The organism is Brevundimonas lenta (assembly GCF_014196335.1).
Classification (GTDB): Bacteria; Pseudomonadota; Alphaproteobacteria; order Caulobacterales; family Caulobacteraceae; genus Brevundimonas; species Brevundimonas lenta.
This window is the reverse complement of sequence record NZ_JACIDM010000001.1, coordinates 1,120,157-1,137,513: the sequence shown is the minus strand read 5'-3', so window position 1 is coordinate 1,137,513 and position 17,357 is coordinate 1,120,157. Positions and strand designations below refer to the sequence as shown.

General features: G+C 68.6%; 20 protein-coding genes. 6 read left to right on the top strand and 14 right to left on the bottom strand.

Features of this window, described 5'->3' with window-relative positions:
- Window positions 1-164: 164 nt before the first annotated feature.
- The 8 genes from GGR12_RS05600 to GGR12_RS05565 all read right to left on the bottom strand — a co-directional run bounded on the left by GGR12_RS05600 (window position 165) and on the right by GGR12_RS05565 (window position 6,745).
- Complete coding sequence (locus GGR12_RS05600; protein ID WP_183203366.1) at window positions 165-656, bottom strand: hypothetical protein; 492 nt, start codon at window positions 654-656, stop codon at window positions 165-167.
- Window positions 657-908: 252 nt separating this feature from the next.
- Window positions 909-2,819 (bottom strand): 1-deoxy-D-xylulose-5-phosphate synthase, encoded by a 1,911-nt coding sequence (gene dxs / locus GGR12_RS05595; RefSeq protein WP_183203365.1) that lies wholly within the window; start codon window positions 2,817-2,819, stop codon window positions 909-911.
- A gap of 117 nt (window positions 2,820-2,936) precedes the next feature.
- The gene (locus tag GGR12_RS05590; protein WP_183203364.1) at window positions 2,937-3,809 is read right to left on the bottom strand and encodes a farnesyl diphosphate synthase; all 873 of its coding nucleotides are present in this window, start codon (window positions 3,807-3,809) and stop codon (window positions 2,937-2,939) included.
- Window positions 3,810-3,856: 47 nt separating this feature from the next.
- Entirely contained in the window at window positions 3,857-4,210 is a 354-nt protein-coding gene (locus tag GGR12_RS05585; RefSeq protein ID WP_183203363.1) for a tRNA-binding protein, read from the bottom strand.
- Window positions 4,210-4,458, bottom strand: coding sequence for an exodeoxyribonuclease VII small subunit (locus GGR12_RS05580; protein ID WP_183203362.1), 249 nt, complete (start codon window positions 4,456-4,458; stop codon window positions 4,210-4,212). The genes GGR12_RS05585 and GGR12_RS05580 overlap by 1 nt, the downstream gene beginning before the upstream one ends.
- A 69-nt stretch (window positions 4,459-4,527) precedes the next feature.
- Window positions 4,528-5,118 (bottom strand): peptidylprolyl isomerase, encoded by a 591-nt coding sequence (locus GGR12_RS05575; RefSeq protein WP_183203361.1) that lies wholly within the window; start codon window positions 5,116-5,118, stop codon window positions 4,528-4,530.
- Window positions 5,119-5,134: 16 nt separating this feature from the next.
- A complete protein-coding gene (locus GGR12_RS05570; RefSeq protein WP_183203360.1) occupies window positions 5,135-5,788 on the bottom strand; it encodes a histidine phosphatase family protein in 654 nt (217 codons plus the stop codon).
- Between the two features lie 36 nt (window positions 5,789-5,824).
- On the bottom strand, window positions 5,825-6,745 hold the full coding sequence (locus tag GGR12_RS05565; RefSeq protein ID WP_183203359.1) for a histone deacetylase family protein: 921 nt from the start codon (window positions 6,743-6,745) through the stop codon (window positions 5,825-5,827).
- A gap of 83 nt (window positions 6,746-6,828) precedes the next feature.
- On the opposite strand from GGR12_RS05565, the gene GGR12_RS05560 reads away from it, so the two are divergent.
- From GGR12_RS05560 to GGR12_RS05545, 4 genes are all read left to right on the top strand, one after another.
- Entirely contained in the window at window positions 6,829-7,356 is a 528-nt protein-coding gene (locus GGR12_RS05560; RefSeq protein ID WP_183203358.1) for a GNAT family N-acetyltransferase, read from the top strand.
- Between the two features lie 301 nt (window positions 7,357-7,657).
- Window positions 7,658-8,317, top strand: a complete 660-nt coding sequence (locus tag GGR12_RS05555) for a hypothetical protein (protein WP_183203357.1) — start codon at window positions 7,658-7,660, stop codon at window positions 8,315-8,317.
- A gap of 56 nt (window positions 8,318-8,373) precedes the next feature.
- Entirely contained in the window at window positions 8,374-9,576 is a 1,203-nt protein-coding gene (locus GGR12_RS05550; protein WP_183203356.1) for a vWA domain-containing protein, read from the top strand.
- Window positions 9,577-9,611: 35 nt separating this feature from the next.
- A complete protein-coding gene (locus GGR12_RS05545; protein ID WP_183203355.1) occupies window positions 9,612-10,121 on the top strand; it encodes a hypothetical protein in 510 nt (169 codons plus the stop codon).
- Window positions 10,122-10,182: 61 nt separating this feature from the next.
- Here the strand turns inward: GGR12_RS05545 and GGR12_RS05540 are convergent, their stop codons facing one another.
- From GGR12_RS05540 to GGR12_RS05520, 5 genes are all read right to left on the bottom strand, one after another.
- Window positions 10,183-10,368, bottom strand: a complete 186-nt coding sequence (locus GGR12_RS05540; protein ID WP_183203354.1) for a CsbD family protein — start codon at window positions 10,366-10,368, stop codon at window positions 10,183-10,185.
- 96 nt (window positions 10,369-10,464) lie between these two features.
- Window positions 10,465-10,902 (bottom strand): NUDIX domain-containing protein, encoded by a 438-nt coding sequence (locus GGR12_RS05535; protein WP_183203353.1) that lies wholly within the window; start codon window positions 10,900-10,902, stop codon window positions 10,465-10,467.
- A gap of 22 nt (window positions 10,903-10,924) precedes the next feature.
- Window positions 10,925-11,971, bottom strand: coding sequence for a histidine kinase dimerization/phosphoacceptor domain -containing protein (locus GGR12_RS05530; protein WP_183203352.1), 1,047 nt, complete (start codon window positions 11,969-11,971; stop codon window positions 10,925-10,927).
- Between the two features lie 10 nt (window positions 11,972-11,981).
- A complete protein-coding gene (locus GGR12_RS05525; protein WP_183203351.1) occupies window positions 11,982-12,407 on the bottom strand; it encodes a response regulator in 426 nt (141 codons plus the stop codon).
- Entirely contained in the window at window positions 12,404-13,933 is a 1,530-nt protein-coding gene (locus GGR12_RS05520; protein WP_246328734.1) for a sensor histidine kinase, read from the bottom strand. Before GGR12_RS05520 ends, GGR12_RS05525 begins: the two co-directional genes overlap by 4 nt.
- Before the next feature lie 148 nt (window positions 13,934-14,081).
- Here GGR12_RS05520 and GGR12_RS05515 point away from each other — a divergent pair, with 148 nt between their 5' ends.
- Together GGR12_RS05515 and GGR12_RS05510 are read left to right on the top strand one after the other, a co-directional pair.
- Complete coding sequence (locus tag GGR12_RS05515; RefSeq protein ID WP_343053100.1) at window positions 14,082-14,756, top strand: hypothetical protein; 675 nt, start codon at window positions 14,082-14,084, stop codon at window positions 14,754-14,756.
- A 66-nt stretch (window positions 14,757-14,822) separates the two neighbouring features.
- Window positions 14,823-15,257: an endonuclease domain-containing protein gene (locus tag GGR12_RS05510; protein WP_343053099.1), complete on the top strand. Its 435-nt coding sequence runs from the start codon at window positions 14,823-14,825 to the stop codon at window positions 15,255-15,257.
- Here the strand turns inward: GGR12_RS05510 and flhA are convergent.
- Window positions 15,254-17,344 carry a flagellar biosynthesis protein FlhA gene (gene flhA / locus GGR12_RS05505; RefSeq protein ID WP_221212275.1) on the bottom strand — a complete coding sequence of 697 codons (2,091 nt, stop codon included), beginning with the start codon at window positions 17,342-17,344 and terminating at the stop codon, window positions 15,254-15,256. The two genes, GGR12_RS05510 and flhA, sit on opposite strands and share 4 nt — an antisense overlap.
- Between the last annotated feature and the right edge of the window lie 13 nt (window positions 17,345-17,357).

The window sequence follows — 17,357 nt, the reverse complement described above, 5'->3', positions numbered from 1 at the left end:
GACCGCGCAGCGGTCAGGAGGGGGCGCCGCCGGCCTGGGCCGGTAGAGCTCTGATTATCATCCGCCGGCGACGCCCCCTCCACCATTCCGGCTGAGTCGCCGGAATGGTCCCCCTCCCCATCTGCGATGGGGAGGTGAATGGCGACGCACTCCGAGGGGAAACGCTAGCCTGGCTGGTTGGCGGGTAGCGGCGGGGCAGCGGGAGGCTGGACGGGGGCCGGCGGCGGAACCGGAGCAGCGGCGGCCGGAGCCGGCGTAACGGCCGGCGCAGGCGGGGCCGCGTCGGCCATGCAGTCGTTACCGGCGTAGAGGCCGTTCAGGTAGAACCAGCGGTTCTGGCGGGCGAGGGCTTCGGCGATGCGGCGGTCGCGGTCGCCCTGGGTCAGGGCGTCGGCGCCGGCGATCACAAGGCCCGCGAACGGAATGAAGGTGGAGGCCCCCGCCTTGGCGACGTCCGTCAGCGAACTGATGGTGCTGTTGCCGGGATTGCCGCCCATGGCCTGGCTGAGTTGCGCCGCCTCGTCGGCGATCTGAACGCAGGTCAGCGCTGAGTCCTCTGGGCGGATGATCTGCTGCGCGGGGGTCACCGGTTGCTGGGCGGACGCGGGTCCGGCCAGGGCCGCCGCGGCGGCGAGGGTGACGAGCATTGTCTTCATGACGGATCTCCGACCGGCCCCACCCGTCCGGATCAAAACGGGGACAGCCGGTTCGGGTTGCGTCTGCCCCTCACCACCGCTCATCCCCGCGAAAGCGGGGACCCAGTTCTGTCGGAGAAACGCCGGCGCTTCAGGACAACGGCCGCCGCGCGCCCGGCTTGAACCGATCACCCAAAGCACTGGGTCCCCGCTTTGGCTGCTACGCGCCGCCCTTCGGGTCGCGGGGATGAGCGGAAGAAAGAGAGCTGAGCTCTATGCCCGGACGGCGCGGCTGGCCTCGACGCCCAGGGCCTGGAGGGCGGCGGCGGCGATGTGGGCGGCGTTGAGACCGGCTGTGTCGTACTGGGCCACCGGGCTGTCCTGATCCTGGAAGACGTCGGGCAGGTGCAGGGTGCGGATCTTGAGGCCGGCGTCGAGCGCGCCCTTTTCGGCCAGCATCTGCAGCACGAAGCCGCCGAAGCCGCCCATGGCCCCCTCCTCCACCGTGATGAGGCATTCGTGCTCGCGGGCGAGACGGAGGATCAGGTCCGTATCCAGCGGCTTGGCGAAGCGGGCGTCGGCGACGGTGGCGGAGACGCCGCGGGCGGCCAGGGCATCGGCGGCCTTGAGCGATTCCTGCAGGCGCGTGCCGAGCGAGAGGATGGCGACGGTCGTGCCTTCGCGGACGATGCGGCCCTTGCCGATCTCGAGCGGGGCGGCGAACTCCGGGATTTCGACGCCGACGCCGTCGCCGCGCGGATAGCGGAAGGCGGAGGGGCGGTCGTCGATCTCGAGGCTGGTGGAGATCATGGCGGCCAGTTCGGCCTCGTCCGAGGCGGCCATCAGGACCATGCCCGGAAGCGCGCCCATGTAGCCGATGTCGAAGGAGCCGGCGTGGGTCGAGCCGTCGGCGCCGACCAGGCCGGCGCGGTCCATGGCGAAGCGGACCGGCAGATGCTGGATGGCGACGTCGTGAACGACCTGGTCGTAGCCGCGCTGGAGGAAGGTCGAATAGATGGCGCAGACCGGCTTCATGCCGTCGGCGGCGAGGCCGGCGGCGAAGGTGACGGCGTGCTGTTCGGCGATGCCGACGTCATAGGTGCGGTCCGGGAAGGCGGCGCCGAACAGGTCCAGGCCGGTGCCGGAGGGCATGGCGGCGGTGATGGCGACGACCTTGGGGTCGCGCTCCGCATGCTTGATCAGCTCCGTGCCGAAGACCTTGGTGTAGCTGGGGGCGTTGGAGACCGGCTTGGTCTGCTTGCCCGAGACGACGTCGAACTTGACCACGGCGTGGAGCTTGTCGGCGCTGCTCTCGGCCGGGGCGTAGCCCTTGCCCTTCTGGGTGACGACGTGGACCAGCACCGGGCGGTCGGTGATGGCCGCCGCGTTCTTCAGGATGGGGACCAGGTTGTCCATGTCGTGCCCATCGATGGGTCCGACGTAGTAGAAGCCGAGCTCCTCGAAGAAGGTGCCGCCGACGATCATGCCGCGGGCGTATTCCTCGGCCTTGCGGGCGGCGTTCTTGAACGGGCGCGGCAGGTGCTCGACGAATTTCTTGCCGATGTTGCGGACCTGGCGATAGGCGCCGCCCGAGACCTGGCGGGCCAGATAGGCGCTCATGCCGCCGACCGGCGGGGCGATCGACATATCGTTGTCGTTGAGGATCACCATCAGCTGGCCGTTGGTGGCCTCGGCGGCGTTGTTCATGGCCTCATAGGCCATGCCGGCGGAGATGGAGCCGTCGCCGATGACGGCGACCACGCGATTGGTCTCGCCCTTCTGGTCGCGGGCGGCGGCGAAGCCCAGCGCGGCGCTGATGGAGGTCGAGGCGTGGGCGGCGCCGAAGGGGTCGTATTCGCTCTCGGACCGCTTGGTGAAGCCGGACAGGCCGCCGCCCTGACGCAGGGTGCGGATGCGGTCGCGGCGACCGGTCAGGATCTTGTGCGGATAGCACTGGTGGCCGACGTCCCAGATCAGGATGTCCTTCGGCGTCTCGAACACATGGTGCAGGGCGACGGTCAGCTCGACCACGCCGAGGCCGGCCCCGAGGTGGCCGCCGGTGACGGAGACGGCGTCGATCGTCTCGGCCCGCAACTCCTCCGCCAGCTGCTTCAGCCGGGGGATGTCGAAGTCCCGCATGTCGGCGGGCAGCTTGACCTGATCGAGAAGGGGCGTGTCGGGCATGCGGGTAATTCGAACCTGGGCCTTTGGTCTTCCAACACGCTGTAGAGCATTTCGCTGCGGGTCGGGTCGATCTGTTCTGAAAAATCCGTGCAGGAACGGTGCAGGAGAACGTCGCGATCAGGACCGGCGTTGCAGCACGTAGTCCACGCTGGCCTTCAGAATCTCGGCGTCGGAGCCGAACACGTCCAGATGGGCGCGGGCCTGATCGGCGAGATGCGCGACCCTGTGCCGCGCCGCGTCGACGCCCAGCAGGGTGACGAAATTGGTCTTGCCCTGGGCGTGATCCTTGCGCGCGGCCTTGCCGAGGATGTCCTCATCGCCCTCGACGTCCAGCAGGTCGTCGACGATCTGGTAGGCCAGACCGATGTCGTGGGCGAAGCTGATCAGGGCCTGGCGGTGCATCTCGCGGGCGCGGGCGATGATCAGCGGGATTTCGAAGGCGTAGGTGAACAGGGCGCCGGTCTTGAGCCGCTGCATGCGGGCGACGCCGCCGAGGTCGTCGCGGACGCCGAGCAGGTCGATCATCTGGCCGCCGGCCATGCCGCGGGCGCCGGAGGCCATGGACAGGCGGGCCGCCAGCTCGCAGCGGACGGCGGGGTCCTCGTGGGTGTCCTCGTGCAGGACGATGTCGAAGGCCGCGGTCTGCAGGGCGTCGCCGGCGAGGATGGCGGTGGCCTCGTCATAGGCGCGGTGCAGGGTCGGGCGGCCGCGGCGCATGTCGTCGTTGTCCATGGCCGGCAGGTCGTCGTGGACGAGGCTGTAGGCGTGGACGCATTCGAGGGCGCAGGCGGCGCGCAGGACGGGCCGCTCCTCGATGTCGAAAAGCTCGGCCGCCTCCATGGCGAAGAAGGGACGCAGGCGCTTGCCGGGGCCCAGGGCGGCGTAGCGCATGGCCTCGGTAAGGCGCGACTCGGGGCCCTCGGCGCGGGGCAGCAGTTCGTCGAGGGCGACCGTGACCAGGTCGGCGATCTCGGAGACGCGGTCGACCACCGCCTGTTCGGGCGAGTTGGCGGCGTGCAGGCTGGACGGGGGGAGGTTCAGAACAGCCTCCCGCCCACAGGGACCTCGCGGTCGACGCCGACGAGGACGACCTTTCCGGCTTCGTCGGGGAAGCCCAGCGTCAGGACCTCGGACATGAAGGGCCCGATCTGGCGCGGCGGGAAATTGACCACGGCGGCGACCTTGCGGCCGACCAGCTGGTCGCGGGTGTAGTGTTCGGTGATCTGGGCCGAGGATTTCTTGACGCCGAGCGCCGGGCCGAAGTCGATGGTCAGCTTGAACGCCGGCTTGCGCGCTTCGGGGAAGTCGTCGGCAGAGAGGACCTGACCGACGCGGACGTCGACCTTCATGAAGTCGTCGAAGCCGATCGGCGCGGCGGCGGGGCCGGACATCAGTCGAACCCGGCCGGTTCGACGCCGCGGGCCTGGCCGTCGGGGCCGACCACGATCTTCTCAACGCGCAGCTGGGCCGCTTTCAGCCGGGCCTCGCAGTGCGATTTCAGGCGCGCGCCTTCCTCGTAGAGGGCGATCGATTCCTCGAGCGGGGCCTGTCCGGATTCGAGCTTCTGGACGATTTGCTCGAGGCGCTGGAGCGCGTCCTCGAAGCTGAGATCGGCGGGGATGGCGTGGGAGTCAGTCATCTGACCCGACCCTAGAGGGGCCGGTCACTCGCTTCAACGGGGAGAACTGGCGCTTTTCATGGTGAACGGTCAGTCGACCCGGCGGACCGAGATGATGCGGACGCGCGGGGAGAGCATCTGGCCGTGCATGACGCCCTCGCCCTCGGTGGGGGATTTCGGGGCGACGAGGATTCGGCGGACGACGTCCATGCCCTCGACCACATGGCCGAAGACGGCGAAGCCGGGGTCGTCGGGGCCGCCGTGGCCGGCGTTCAGCGAGGTCACGTCGCCGACGATGATGAAGAAGTCGCCGGTCGCCGTGCCGGGGTCGTAGCGCGCCATGGCGAGGGCGCCGTCCGTGTGGCTGAGGCCGGTCTGGCTGGTGGGCTCGTGGACGATGGGGGGCAGGATGCGGGCCGGGTCGCTGGCGGTGCCGCCCTGGATCAGGCCGAGGTTCGGGCCCAGCTCCATGCCGCGATAGAAGTTCACGCCGTCGAAGCGGCGCTCGTCGACATAGCGCAGGAAGTTGGCCGAGGTGACCGGCGCGCGGGGGTCGGTTTCGGCGACGATGGTTCCGGCGCTGGTCTCGATGCGCACGCGGACCGGAGCGACCTCGTCCTGGGCGAAGGCCGGGAACGCCATCAGGGCGACGATGCAGGACAGCAGGGTGCGGCGGAGCATGGGCCCTCCCCGGGGATCAGCGCTTTTCGTAGCGACGCTGCGACCAGTAGCGGAAGCCCTGGTTGTGGACGAGCTTCCAGCCGTCGGCCTTCAGGCGGCGTCCGACCATGTGGTTGAAATAGCCGTGGGCGAGAACCAGCACGTCCTGGCCGGTTTCGGCGCGGCCGATGAGGACCTGGGCGGCCTGTTCGGCGCGGGCCTCGGCCTCGACGCGGGTCTCCTGGCCTTCGTGGTGATTGAAGGCGTGCCACCAGAAGCGGGCGACGGCGCCCCAGTATTTCGGCGGCAGCTTGAACCACGAGGGGAAGTGCGGCGGCGGCAGCGGGGCCTCGATGAAGAGGGCGTCGGTCATCACCTCGCGGCCGGCGGCGGCGGCGGCGGCGGTTTCCTGGGCGCGCGGACGGGTCGAGGCGTAGATGGCGCCCGCGCCCTCGGCCGTGGCGAGGAGCTCAGGCGGCGGAGTCTGGCCGGCGCGCAGGCCGCCGACTTCGTACTTCGCCCACCAGTCCCGGTACTGGTCCGAGGTGAGCATGCATTTACGCGACAGGGCGGGCTCGCCGTGGCGGGCGAGGATGATGGCCCCCGGACGCACGGAAACGAGCGATGCGGCACGGGGAATCGGCGCGGGCGCGGGATGGTCGATCAGAGGTTCTCGAGCGTGGGCTGACATGCGTTACAGGACGGAAAAAGCAGTATCTTCCGGCCCTTAGTCCTCCCCCAAAGCCTGGACATGGGCGACCGCAGAGCGGCCTAGTCCTTCCAGGTCGTAACCGCCTTCGAGCGATGAGACAACCTTGCCTGACGCGCACGATCTCGCGACCTCAAGCACGGCGCGGGTCGCCCACGCGAAGTCTTCCGCCTCAAGACTTTGATGCGCCAGCGGATCGCGACGGTGCGCATCGAAGCCGGCGGAGATCAGGACGAGGTCCGGCCGGAAGGCTTCCAGCGCCGGCATGAGGCCGCCGGAGAAGGTCGCGCGCCAGGCCTCGCGGGCGGCGTGGGGCGGCACGGGCGCGTTGACGATGTTACCGACGCCGGTCTCGGACGCGGCGCCGGTGCCCGGATAGAGCGGCATCTGGTGGATGGAGCCGAGGAACAGGCTGTCGTCATCCTCGAAGGCGGCCTGGGTGCCGTTCCCGTGGTGAACGTCGAAATCGATGACGGCGACGCGGGACAGGCCCTCGGCCTGGGCGACGCGGGCGGCGACGGCGACGTTGGAGAACAGGCAGAAGCCCATGGCCTGGCCGGGCTCGCAGTGGTGGCCGGGCGGGCGGATGGCGGCGAAGGCGCGCTTCGTCTCGCCCCGGGCCACGGCGCGGACCGCATCGACGACGGCCCCGGCGGCCAGCCGGGCGGCGCGGACGCTGCCGGGGGACAGGACGGTGTCGGCGTCCAGCTGGTTCAGACCCGTGGAGGGCGAGGCGTCGAGGATGCGGGCGACGTAGGCGGCGGGATGCAGGCGTTCGAGATCGGCGACCGCGACCTCGCTCGCCGCGCGCCGCTCGAGGTCGAGGCGCGCGTCGTCGATCGCGTCCAGCACCGCCTTCAGCCGTTCGGGTCGTTCCGGGTGCCCGACGCCGGGCTGGTGGGACAGCATGTCGGGATGGGTGAAGAGAGCCACGCTCATCACGTCAGACTATGCCTGTCCCGCGCCAAACAACACGCGAAAAAGATGTTGAGCGGGACGCGGGATCGGCCGAAAGCGGCGGGATGACCGAGCCCGTGATCCGCCCCGCCACCGACGCCGACGCCCAGGGCCTGGCCGACCTGGGCCGCCAGACCTTCATCGACACCTTCGTCACCGGCTTCGGCATCCCCTACCCGAGCGACGACCTGACGGTTTACCTGGACGCCAGCTTCAGCGCCGAGGCGATCCGGACGAAGCTGAAGGAGCCGGGCGCGGCCTGGTGGGTGGCCGAGCGGGACGGCGAACTGCTGGCCTTCGCCAACACCGGGCCGAACACCCTGCCCCACCCCGACGGCCGTCCGAGCCATGCGGAGCTGCGGCGGCTGTACGTCTCGAAGGCGGCGCAGGGCCTGGGTCTGGGCACGAAACTGCTGAAGATCGCGCTGGACTGGATGGAGGCCAACGGCGACGGCCCGCTGTGGATCGGCGTCTGGAGCGGCAACGAGAAGGCCCAGAAGCTGTATGCGGCCTACGGGTTCGAGAAGGCGGGCGGATACCAGTATCCGGTCGGCCGGTGGATGGACGACGAGTTCATCCTGCGGCGGGGCTAGGCGTAGCGCGCCTTGTCATCCCGGACGCCGCGAATGCGGCGATCCGGGACGGAACGCGCTCTCCGGACTGACCTCCCGGAAATCGCGTCGCGATTGTCCGGGAGACAGCTGACCGCAGCATGTGTCCCTCCGCGTCTCCCGGATAGCCGCTGACGCAGCTTCCGGGAGGTCGAGCTCTCCGCGATCAGGCGTCCCGGATCGCCGCATTCGCGGCGTCCGGGATGACAAGGAGCTTCCGTTGTCGAAGGTAGAATTTGCGCGGCAAGCGTGGCTTTATCGCTCCCTGTACCCGGGAGATTTCATGCTTGCTCGACTGACCTTCATCGCGGCGCTGGCCGCGGCGCCGATGGCCATGGCCCAGGATGCGCCGAAGGAAGCGCCCGCGACGGCGGAAGAGGTGGCCGCCGCGAGAGCCATCGCCGATCGCCTGATCGCCGAAGCGGACGCCGAAGGCATCTTCGTCAACAGCACCGACAGCGGCTTGGCCGAGGTGACGCACGTCGCCAGCGGCATGACGTGCATGTTCGACGGCGGACAATACGACCGGATCGCGATCTTCCCTGTCAGCGACCCGAAGATTCCCCGCGGCTACGACGTGGGGTGCGTGTCGTATGACGAAGCCTTGAAGATCGATCTGTCGCTCTATGCGACGCGCTATCGTCCGCTGCCCAGCGAAAGGGCGGTGCTGGACAGCGCGCGGGGCGCGATCGAAAACCGCTGGCCGGACGCCCGCCCCTACACGGGAGATTTCATGACCGTCGAAGGGCAGACGCCGCCGCTGGCCGCCGCCTACAGGGTGCGGATCGACGGCGAGGACATGCTGACGCTGGCGCTGGTGACCCACCGTGACGAATGGGGGTTCAAGGCTCGCGCGACCGGCCCGTACAAGGAGGCCATGGGCGTCAGCCTGTATGCGGGCGTGATGCTGACAGGCGCGTTGCTGGAACGCGACACCGACTGACCCCCGCCGACATGAGACCGATTGGGCCGACCGTTCAGCCCTGCTAGGCTATCCGGATGCTCCTCCCCTTCTTCACCGCCCTGCGCGACGCGAAAGTACCCGTGTCGATGAAGGAATGGCTCCATCTGATGGAGGCCATGGAGAAGGACGTCCTGGGCTCTGGGCCGAGCCGGAAGGTGGATGATTTCTACCACCTGTCGCGGGCCGTGCTGGTCAAGGACGAGAAACACTACGACCGCTTCGACCAGGTGTTCGGCAAGGTGTTCGCCGGGATCGAGAGCGTGAGCGCGGGCGAGGACCTGACCACGGACATTCCCGAGGATTGGCTGCGGCTGCTGACCGAGAAATACCTGACCGACGAGGAGAAGGCGCAGATCGAGGCCCAATGGGCCTCCTTGGGCGGGTTCGAGAAGCTGATGGAGACGCTGAAGGAGCGTCTGGAAGAGCAGAAGGGCCGCCACGAGGGCGGCAACAAATGGATCGGCACGGGCGGGACCAGCCCGTTCGGGCACGGCGGCTACAATCCCGAAGGCGTGCGCATCGGCGGCCCCGGCAAACAGGGCCGCGCCGTGAAGGTGTGGGAGAAGCGCGAGTACCGTAACCTGGACGACCAGGTCGAACTGGGGACGCGGAACATCAAGGTGGCGCTGCGCCGCCTGCGCCGGTTCGCGCGGCAGGGCGCGCCGGACGAACTGGACATGGACGCCACCATCGACGGGACGGCGCGCCAGGGCTGGCTGGACATCCACATGCGGCCGGAGCGGCGCAACACGATCAAGGTGTTGATGTTTCTGGACATCGGCGGGTCGATGGATGCCCATGTGAAGATGTGCGAGGAGCTGTTCTCGGCCGCGAAGACCGAATTCAAGCACCTCGAATTCTTCTACTTCCACAACTGCCTGTACGAGGGCGTGTGGAAGGACAACCGGCGTCGCCACACCGAGAAGATCCCGACCTGGGAGCTGCTGCACAAATACCCGGCCGACTGGCGCGCCATCTTCGTCGGCGACGCCACCATGAGCCCGTACGAGGTGACCATGCCCGGCGGCTCGGTCGAGCACTGGAACGAGGAAGCGGGCGCGGTCTGGCTGAAACGGGCGACGCAGCAGTGGGACAAGGTGGCGTGGCTGAACCCGTCGCCGGAGCGATACTGGAACTACTCGCCGTCGGTGGCGATGATCCGCGAACTGGTGGACGAGCGGATGTATTCGCTGACGCTGGAAGGGTTGGAGAAGGCCATGCGGGCGCTGGCGAAATAGGCTAGCGTGAAGGCCGCCATACGGAGGGTCACCCGATGCTCGCCGCCGTCATGATGTCCGCCCTGATCCTGCAGCAGGCCAACCCCGGCCCGGTCGTCTGGGCGCCGCCGGCGGAGCTGCCGCCTCCGCCCGAAGTGGTGTCCCCGGTTCCCGCGATCCCGGACTCCGCCCGCGCGGACCCGTTCGGCTATGAGCGGGCGCAGTGCAGTCCGCTGATCCGCCCGGCGGCGGAGTCGCTGGAAGCCTGCCAGATCCGCATCCGCTCCATCCTGGCGGCGAACATGGGCGACGCCCTGCCCGCGGGGCTGGCGCCGGCGGGATCGCTGGACCGCTGCCGGCAGGAGGCGGCGGGCGATCGCTATGCGCTGCAATGCGGGACGCCGGGCCGGCCGGACCGGCCGTCGACGGGGCTGCAGGAGCAGACCTGCGAAAGCCGGCCGGAACCCCTGCCCCAGGGCGGGGTGGTGTGGACGGAGGAATGCCGGCCCGCGGGCGCAACCCGCGATTCCGGGCTGGGCCTCAAGATCCCGCTGGGCGGCGACTGACGCCGGACGCGCGAACGCCGCCCGTGCTGGCACGGACGGCGTCGCGTTTCGTCGGGGAGATCTAGTTGCGCTTGTCGTCGCGCAGGGTGTCCTTGAGGCCGCCCCAGGCGTTCTGGACCTTGCCTTCGACCTGATCGGCCTTGCCTTCAGCTTTCAGCTTTTCATCGCCGGTCACCTTGCCGGCGACTTCCTTGGCCTTGCCGCCGAGGTTTTTGGCGGCGCCTTCAATGCGGTCTGGATCGGGCATTCGAAACTCCTTCAGCCGGCGTCCGGGGAGGTGACGCCGTGGATGGAGTAAACGGGCCCAGGCTGAGCCCGTTCCCGTGGTGCGTCAAAGGGTTCTCTAGCGCCGCAGCCAGGCGGCCACGGCCCAGGCGTGGGCGTCGTGGCGGAGTTCGTTGAGGGCGGTGTGGGGGTGCAGCCAGACCAGTTCGTGGTCGGCCTCGACCTTGGCGGCAGGATCGAGCGAGAGTTGCTCGGCCACCCAGAAGCCGCCGATGTTGTTGATCGGCTGTCCGTCCGACTTGCGGAAATACTGCGATGCCTCGGCGATGCGCGCGAAGGGGCGGACGGACATGCCCGTCTCCTCGACGAACTCGCGGACCAGGGCCTGTTCCTCGGTCTCGTCGCCGTCGATGGCGCCGCCGGGGAGGTCGTAGTAGCTGCCCTCGCCGCGGTCGACGCGGACGCAGGCCAGCCTGCCGTCATGGAAGACCAGACCGAAGGCGGTCGGACGGCGGGCGTAGTCGAGGTCGGGTTCGCGCTGGCCGAACTGGAGCATGGGTCTGTAACGCGCCGGAGGCCTAGAGGTCGAAGGCGAGGCAGGCGCGGACGCCGTGGTGTTGAGGGTCGACCTCGACCGACGAGCGCAGGCCCGACGCCATGGCCGAGATGATCTTGCCGCCCAGGCCGGTGCCCTTGACGGCGCCGTCGCCGAGGCCGGGGCCGTCGTCCTCGACGATCAGGATGGCGCGGCCCTCGCCGTGGGCCTTGAGGACCACGCGGATCTCGCCGCCCTGGCCGGGCTCGTAGGCGTATTTGACGGCGTTGGTGACCAGTTCGGTGACGATGACGCCCAGCGACACGGCCTGGTCGGTGGAGACGTTCATGCGCTCGACGTCGAGCACGATGGACGGGGCGCCGCTGTCGGGGCCGAGCGACTTGCCGAGCTCGTCGACCAGGCCCTCGAGGTATTCGTCCATGGCCACAGAGGTCATGTCGTCGGAGGTGTAGAGGCGGCGGTGGACGTGGGCGACGGCCTCGATGCGGGCCTGGGATTCCTTCAGCGCGCGGCGGGCGCCTTCGTCGGCGAGGTGGCGCAGCTGGAGCGACATGAAGCTGGAGACCAGCTGCAGCGAGTTGCCGACGCGGTGGTTGACCTCGCGCAGCATGGCCTCGGCGCGGTCGCGGGCGAGCCGGACCATCTCCTGGGCCTCGTCGTTCTCGCGCTGGAGACGACGGCGTTGCAGGGCGTCCTCGGCGGCGTTGCGCAGCAGGGCGGTGAAGTCCTCGGACACGTCCTTGATGACGTAGTCGGCGGCCCCGGCGCGCAGGGCGGCGACGGCGATGCGCCCCTCCTGGGCGCCGGTCACATAGACCACCGGCGGCGGGTCGATCAGGGCGATGATGTCGGGCAGGACGTCCAGGCCCTCGCGGCCCGGCATGTAGTGATCCAGGGCGACGACGTCGAAATCGCCGCGACGCTTGACCAGCAGGTCCAGGCCCGCGTCGCCGTCGGGCGCGCAGGTGACGGCGTAGCCGTGACGGCCCAACTCCTTCTCGACCAGCCGCGAAAGACCGCGGTCGTCGTCGATGTAGAGCAGCCGGATGACCTCCCCCTCGGGCTTCACGTAGATCCTGTCACTCGATTTCGGGGGCCTGCATCACCGACAGGAAAAGCCCAAGCTGGCGGATGGCTCCCGCAAAGCTTTCATAATCGACCGGCTTGGTGATGTAGACGTTGCAGCCGAGGTCGTAGCAGCGCTGGATCTCGACCTTGTCGTCGGTGGTGGTCAGCACCACGACCGGAGCGCGGCGCAGGCGTTCGTCGTTCTTCACCCGGGACAGGATCTCGGTGCCGGACATGTCGGGCAGGTTCAGGTCCAGCAGGATCAGCAGCGGGCCGTTGGCCTTGACCGGTTCGCTGAACAGATAGTCGAGCGCGGAGTCGCCGTCGGCGAAATGCGCGATCTCATTGGCGATGTTGGCGCGCCGGATGTTCTTCTCGATCAGCTTGGCGTGGCCGAGGTCGTCCTCGATCATGACGATCTTGACGGAAGTGCTCATGCAAGGTCTCCGGCGTCCGCAAGCATCAGGCGTTTGGGGAATTTGAGGATGAATGTCGAGCCCTTACCGAGTTCTGACTCAAGCGTGATCTCTCCGCCCAGACGGCGAACGCTGTTGCGCACGAACGCCAGGCCCAGGCCCTCGCCGGGGCGGTCCTGACGGCCGGAGCGGCGGAACAGCTCGAAGATGCGCTCGTGGTCGCGGTCGGAGACGCCGCGGCCGTTGTCGGCGACGCGGTAGACGACGTCCCCGCCCCGCTCCTCGCCCGAGACGACGATGCGGCCGGGACGGCCGTGGTCGAGGTATTTGACGGCGTTGTCGACGAGGTTGCCGAAGATCTGCTCGACCGACAGGCGGTCGCTCTCCATCGGCGGCAGGGGTTCGATGATGATCTCGGCCGAGGCGGCCTCGGTCTGGTGGCGGACGCTGTCGGCGATCTTCTGGACCATCGAGACCATGTCGAGGTGCTCGGGCACAAGGTTGCGGCGGCCCTCGCGCGACAGCTTGAGGATGGCGTTGATCAGCCGGTCCATCTTCTCGGTCGATGTGCGGATGAAGCCGATGGCCTCCGGCACGTCCTCGCGAACGGCGACGACGGCTTCGGGATCGACGGCTTTGGGGGCACGGGCCTCGATGGCGGCGACCTGGCGCTCCAGCACCTTGCCGGCCTGCTCCAGCTCGGAGGTGTAGCCCATGACGTTGACCAGGGGCGCGCGCAGGTCGTGGCTGACGATGTAGGCGAAGCGCTGGATCTCCTCGTTGGCGCGGGTCAGGTCGGCGGTGCGGTGGCGGACCTGGTGTTCGAGGCCGGCGTTCAGGCGGTCGACGGCGCTGCGGGCGGCCTGGATCTCGATGACATAGCGCCGGATCAGCCAGGCGCTGGCCGCGGCCAGGATGATGATGAGCAGCGCGCCAAGGGCGTTCGCGAGGACGGTGACGCCGCCGGCCCATTCGGACTGTCGGCGGCGGAACTGCAGGCGTGTGGCCTGGACCTCGTCGATGGCGGCGATCTCGGCGCGCATCGCGTCCATCAGCGCCTTGCCCTGTCCGGCGCGAATGACCGAGACGGCCTCGCCGATGCGGCCGGTACGGGCCAGAACGATGCTGCGCTCCATCACGTCCAGGCGACGGTCGGACAGGTCGCGGATGCGCTCGACCCGGGGCTGGAGATCGGAATCGCCCTCGGTCAGCGCATTCAGTTCATTGAAGAGGTCCGGCATGGCCTGGATGGCCTCGTCGTGGACCGAGAGATATTCGGGCCGCGCGGTCAGCATGAAGCCGCGCTGGCCGGTCTCGGCGTCGACCAGGCGGGTCAGGATCTCACGGGCGGTGAAGCGGACCTGCTGGGCGTGTTCGACGGTGTCGTTGAACTCGGCCGTGCGCCGGATCATCACGAAGACGGCGATGTTGATGGCAAGCAGCAGGACGATGGCGAGCGCCAGAAGGCTGGCGATGCGTCGACCCAGGGTCGGCGTCCGCACAAAATGGCCGAAGGCTTCAAGCCATGGACGGAGAGCCAACATCATCAATCACGAGCATTAGCGGCGCCTTTCGCGCTGTCCAGTCGCGTCAGGGGAGAAACCCTCGCAAGCTTGAGGATTTACAGTAAAGATCGAGCGGTCAGGATCGGGGGAAAATGACATGGTGTGGTGGTGGTGGGTTGTACCGGCGGTCGTGGGCCTGATCGGGCTCGTTCTGCTGGTGAAGGGACTGGGCGCATTGTTCCGCGGCCGGTTCTTCGGCGGTTTGCTGGGCGGAGTCTGCGGCGCGGGCTTCATGGCCGTGGCCGCAATCGTTTCCCTGCTGGCCCTCGACGTTCAGACCTATTCCCGCCTGACGCATGAGCGGCCGGTGGCGACGATCCAGATCCGCCAGCTGGGCCCGCAGTATTTCGAGGCGACCCTGATCCAGCCCCCGCGCGGGGAGAACGCGGCGGCGGCGACCAATCTGTACCCGCTGCACGGCGACGAATGGCGGCTGGAGGCCCAGGTGCTGAAGTGGAAGCCGTGGGCCAATGTGCTGGGGCTGGACACCCAGTACCGGCTGGACCGGCTGTCGGGCCGCTACGCCTCGACCGAGCAGGAGATCAACGACGAGCGCAGCGTCCATCCGCTGTCGGGCGGCGATGAGACGAACGGTCTGCCGTGGAAGCTGAGCGCATGGGACATGGCGCGCAAGAACCGCAAATACATCGACGCCGTGGACACGCTGTACGGCGGGGCCGCCTACATGCCGATGGCGGACGGCGCCCGGTACGAGGTGTGGATCACCCAGTCGGGCCTGGTGGCGCGGCCGGCCAATGACGCGGCGCGCAATGCGTCGGCGGGGGGCTGGACGGAGGTTTCCTGATCTCCTCCCCATTCCATGGGGAGGTGGCGCGGCGCGGATACGCGCCGCGACGGAGGGGGCGACGCGGTGGCTGATGGAAAGAGCTACGAGCGTGCAAAAGCCTTTCGGAAGGCGCTCACGCCGCCCGAGGCGCGACTGTGGGTTCACCTCAAGAACCGCGGGCTGCGGGGACTGCGATTTCGCAAGCAGCACCCGGTCGGGCCCTACATCCTCGACTTCTACTGCGCCGAAGCATCGCTGGCGGTCGAAGTGGACGGCGCGAGCCATGATGACGCGGAGCGGATCGCGCATGATCGCCGAAGAACAGTCTGGCTGGGTCAGCTGGGTGTCCGGGTGATCCGGGTGGCCGCGCGAGACGTGAGGGACGAACTGGAGGGCGTGCTCGCCTTCATCGGGCGGGTGGGCGAGGAACGGCTGGGGTCCGTGTCGCCCCCTCCGTCTCGACGGCTGAGTCGCCGTCGAGCCACCTCCCCATCTGGCGATGGGGAGGAGAACAGTTAGACCGAGCCGATGGTCCGCAGCCGCGCCTTGGGGTGGACCTCGTTCTGGCTCATCACCACGGTCTGGCCGCGGAAGCGTTCGATGATCGAGCGGACGTAGGGGCGGACCTGGGGGCCTGTCAGCAGGACGGCGGTTTCGCCGGCCATGGCGGCGCGTTCGAAGACGTCGCGGACGGCGCGGATGAAGTCCTGCAGGCGCGACGGGGCCATGGCCAGCTGCTTCTCCTCGCCCTGGCCGATGAGGGCGTCGGCGAAGGCCTGCTCCCATTCCGGCGACAGGGTGACGATCGGCAGGGCGCCGTCGTCGCCCTTGTGCTGCCAGCACAGCTGACGGGCCAGGCGGGCGCGGACGTGTTCGACCAGGGTGGTGACCGAGGAGGTGTGCGGCGCGGCCTCGGCCAGGCCCTCGAGGATAGCGGCGAGGTCGCGGATCGAGACCTTCTCGCGCAGCAGCGACTGGAGCACGCGCTGCAGGGTGGTGACGGTGACTGTCGACGGGATCAGTTCGTCGACCAGCTTCTTCTCTTCCGCGCCCAGCTCCTTCAACAGCTTCTGGACCTCGGCGTAGGAGAGCAGGTCGGCCATGTTCTCCTTGAGGATTTCGGTCAGGTGGGTGGTCAGCACCGTCGACGGGTCGACGATGGTGTAGCCGCGGAAGGTGGCCTCCTCGCGCAGGCTCTCGTCGATCCAGGTGGCGGGCAGGCCGAAGGCGGGCTCGCGGGTGTGTTCGCCCGGCAGTTCGACCTGGCGGCCGGCCGGATCCATGGCCATCAGCGAGCCGAGACGGACCTCGCCCTGCCCGGCTTCCATCTCCTTGATGCGGATGGCGTAGCCCTGGGTGCCGAGGCGCATGTTGTCGAGGATGCGGACCGACGGCATGACGAAGCCGTACTCCTGGGCCAGCGACCGGCGAAGCGCCCGCACCTGATCGGTCAGGCGGCGACCTTCCAGGTCGTTGATCAGGGACAGAAGCGAATAGCCGAGCTCGATCTTGACCTCGTCGATGGTCAGGGCGGTGCCGATCGGCTCCTCGACGTCTTCCTTGGGCCCCGCGGCCGTGGCGGCCATTTCGGCCTCGGTCGGCTGGGGCTTGAGGCGTTCGCGACCCAGCTTCCAGGCCATGAAGCCCGAGCCCGCGGCCAGGGCGAAGAACGGGATCAGCGGCATGCCGGGAATGACGCCGATCAGGGCCGAGGCGGCCGAGACGACGCCCAGGCTGACCGGGTTGGTGGCCAGCTGGCTGACGAAGGCCTTGTCTGCCGTGCCCTCGACGCCCGCCTTCGACACCAGGAAGCCGGCGGCGATCGAGATGATGATGGCCGGGACCTGGGTCACCAGGCCGTCGCCGATGGTCAGCTGGACATAGGTGTTGGCGGCGTCGCCGATCGGCATGCCGTGCGAGATGACGCCGATCAGGATGCCGCCGATGGCGTTGATGAAGGTGATGATCAGGCCGGCGACGGCGTCGCCGCGGACAAACTTCGAGGCGCCGTCCATGGCCCCGAAGAAGGTCGATTCCTGCTCCAGCTCCTTGCGGCGCAGCTTGGCCTGGTCCTCGGTGATCAGACCCGACGACAGGTCGGCGTCGATGGCCATCTGCTTGCCCGGCATGGAGTCCAGGGTGAAGCGGGCGGACACTTCGGCGATCCGGGTCGAACCCTTGGTGATGACGACGAAGTTCACGACCAGGATGATCGCGAAGATGATCACCCCGATGATGAAATTGCCGCCCATCATCAGCTCGCCGAAGGCGGCGATGACCTGACCGGCGGACTCGTGGCCTTCCTGGCCGTGGGTCAGGATCAGGCGCGTCGAGGCCAGGTTGAGGCCCAGACGGAACAGGGTCGAGACCAGCAGCACGGTCGGGAAGATGGCGAAGTCCAGCGGCCGCTTCATCATCACGGCCGTCATCAGGATCAGCACCGACGACACCAGCGAGAAGGCCAGCAGCAGGTCCAGCAGGAATTTCGGCACCGGCAGGATCAGCAGCATGATCACGCCGATCACGCCGACCGCCATCAGCACCTCGCCGCGCATCAGCCAGCCGCGCATGTCCATCGCGGTCGGACGGGCGTAGCCGTCCTTCATCAGGATGGGGGCG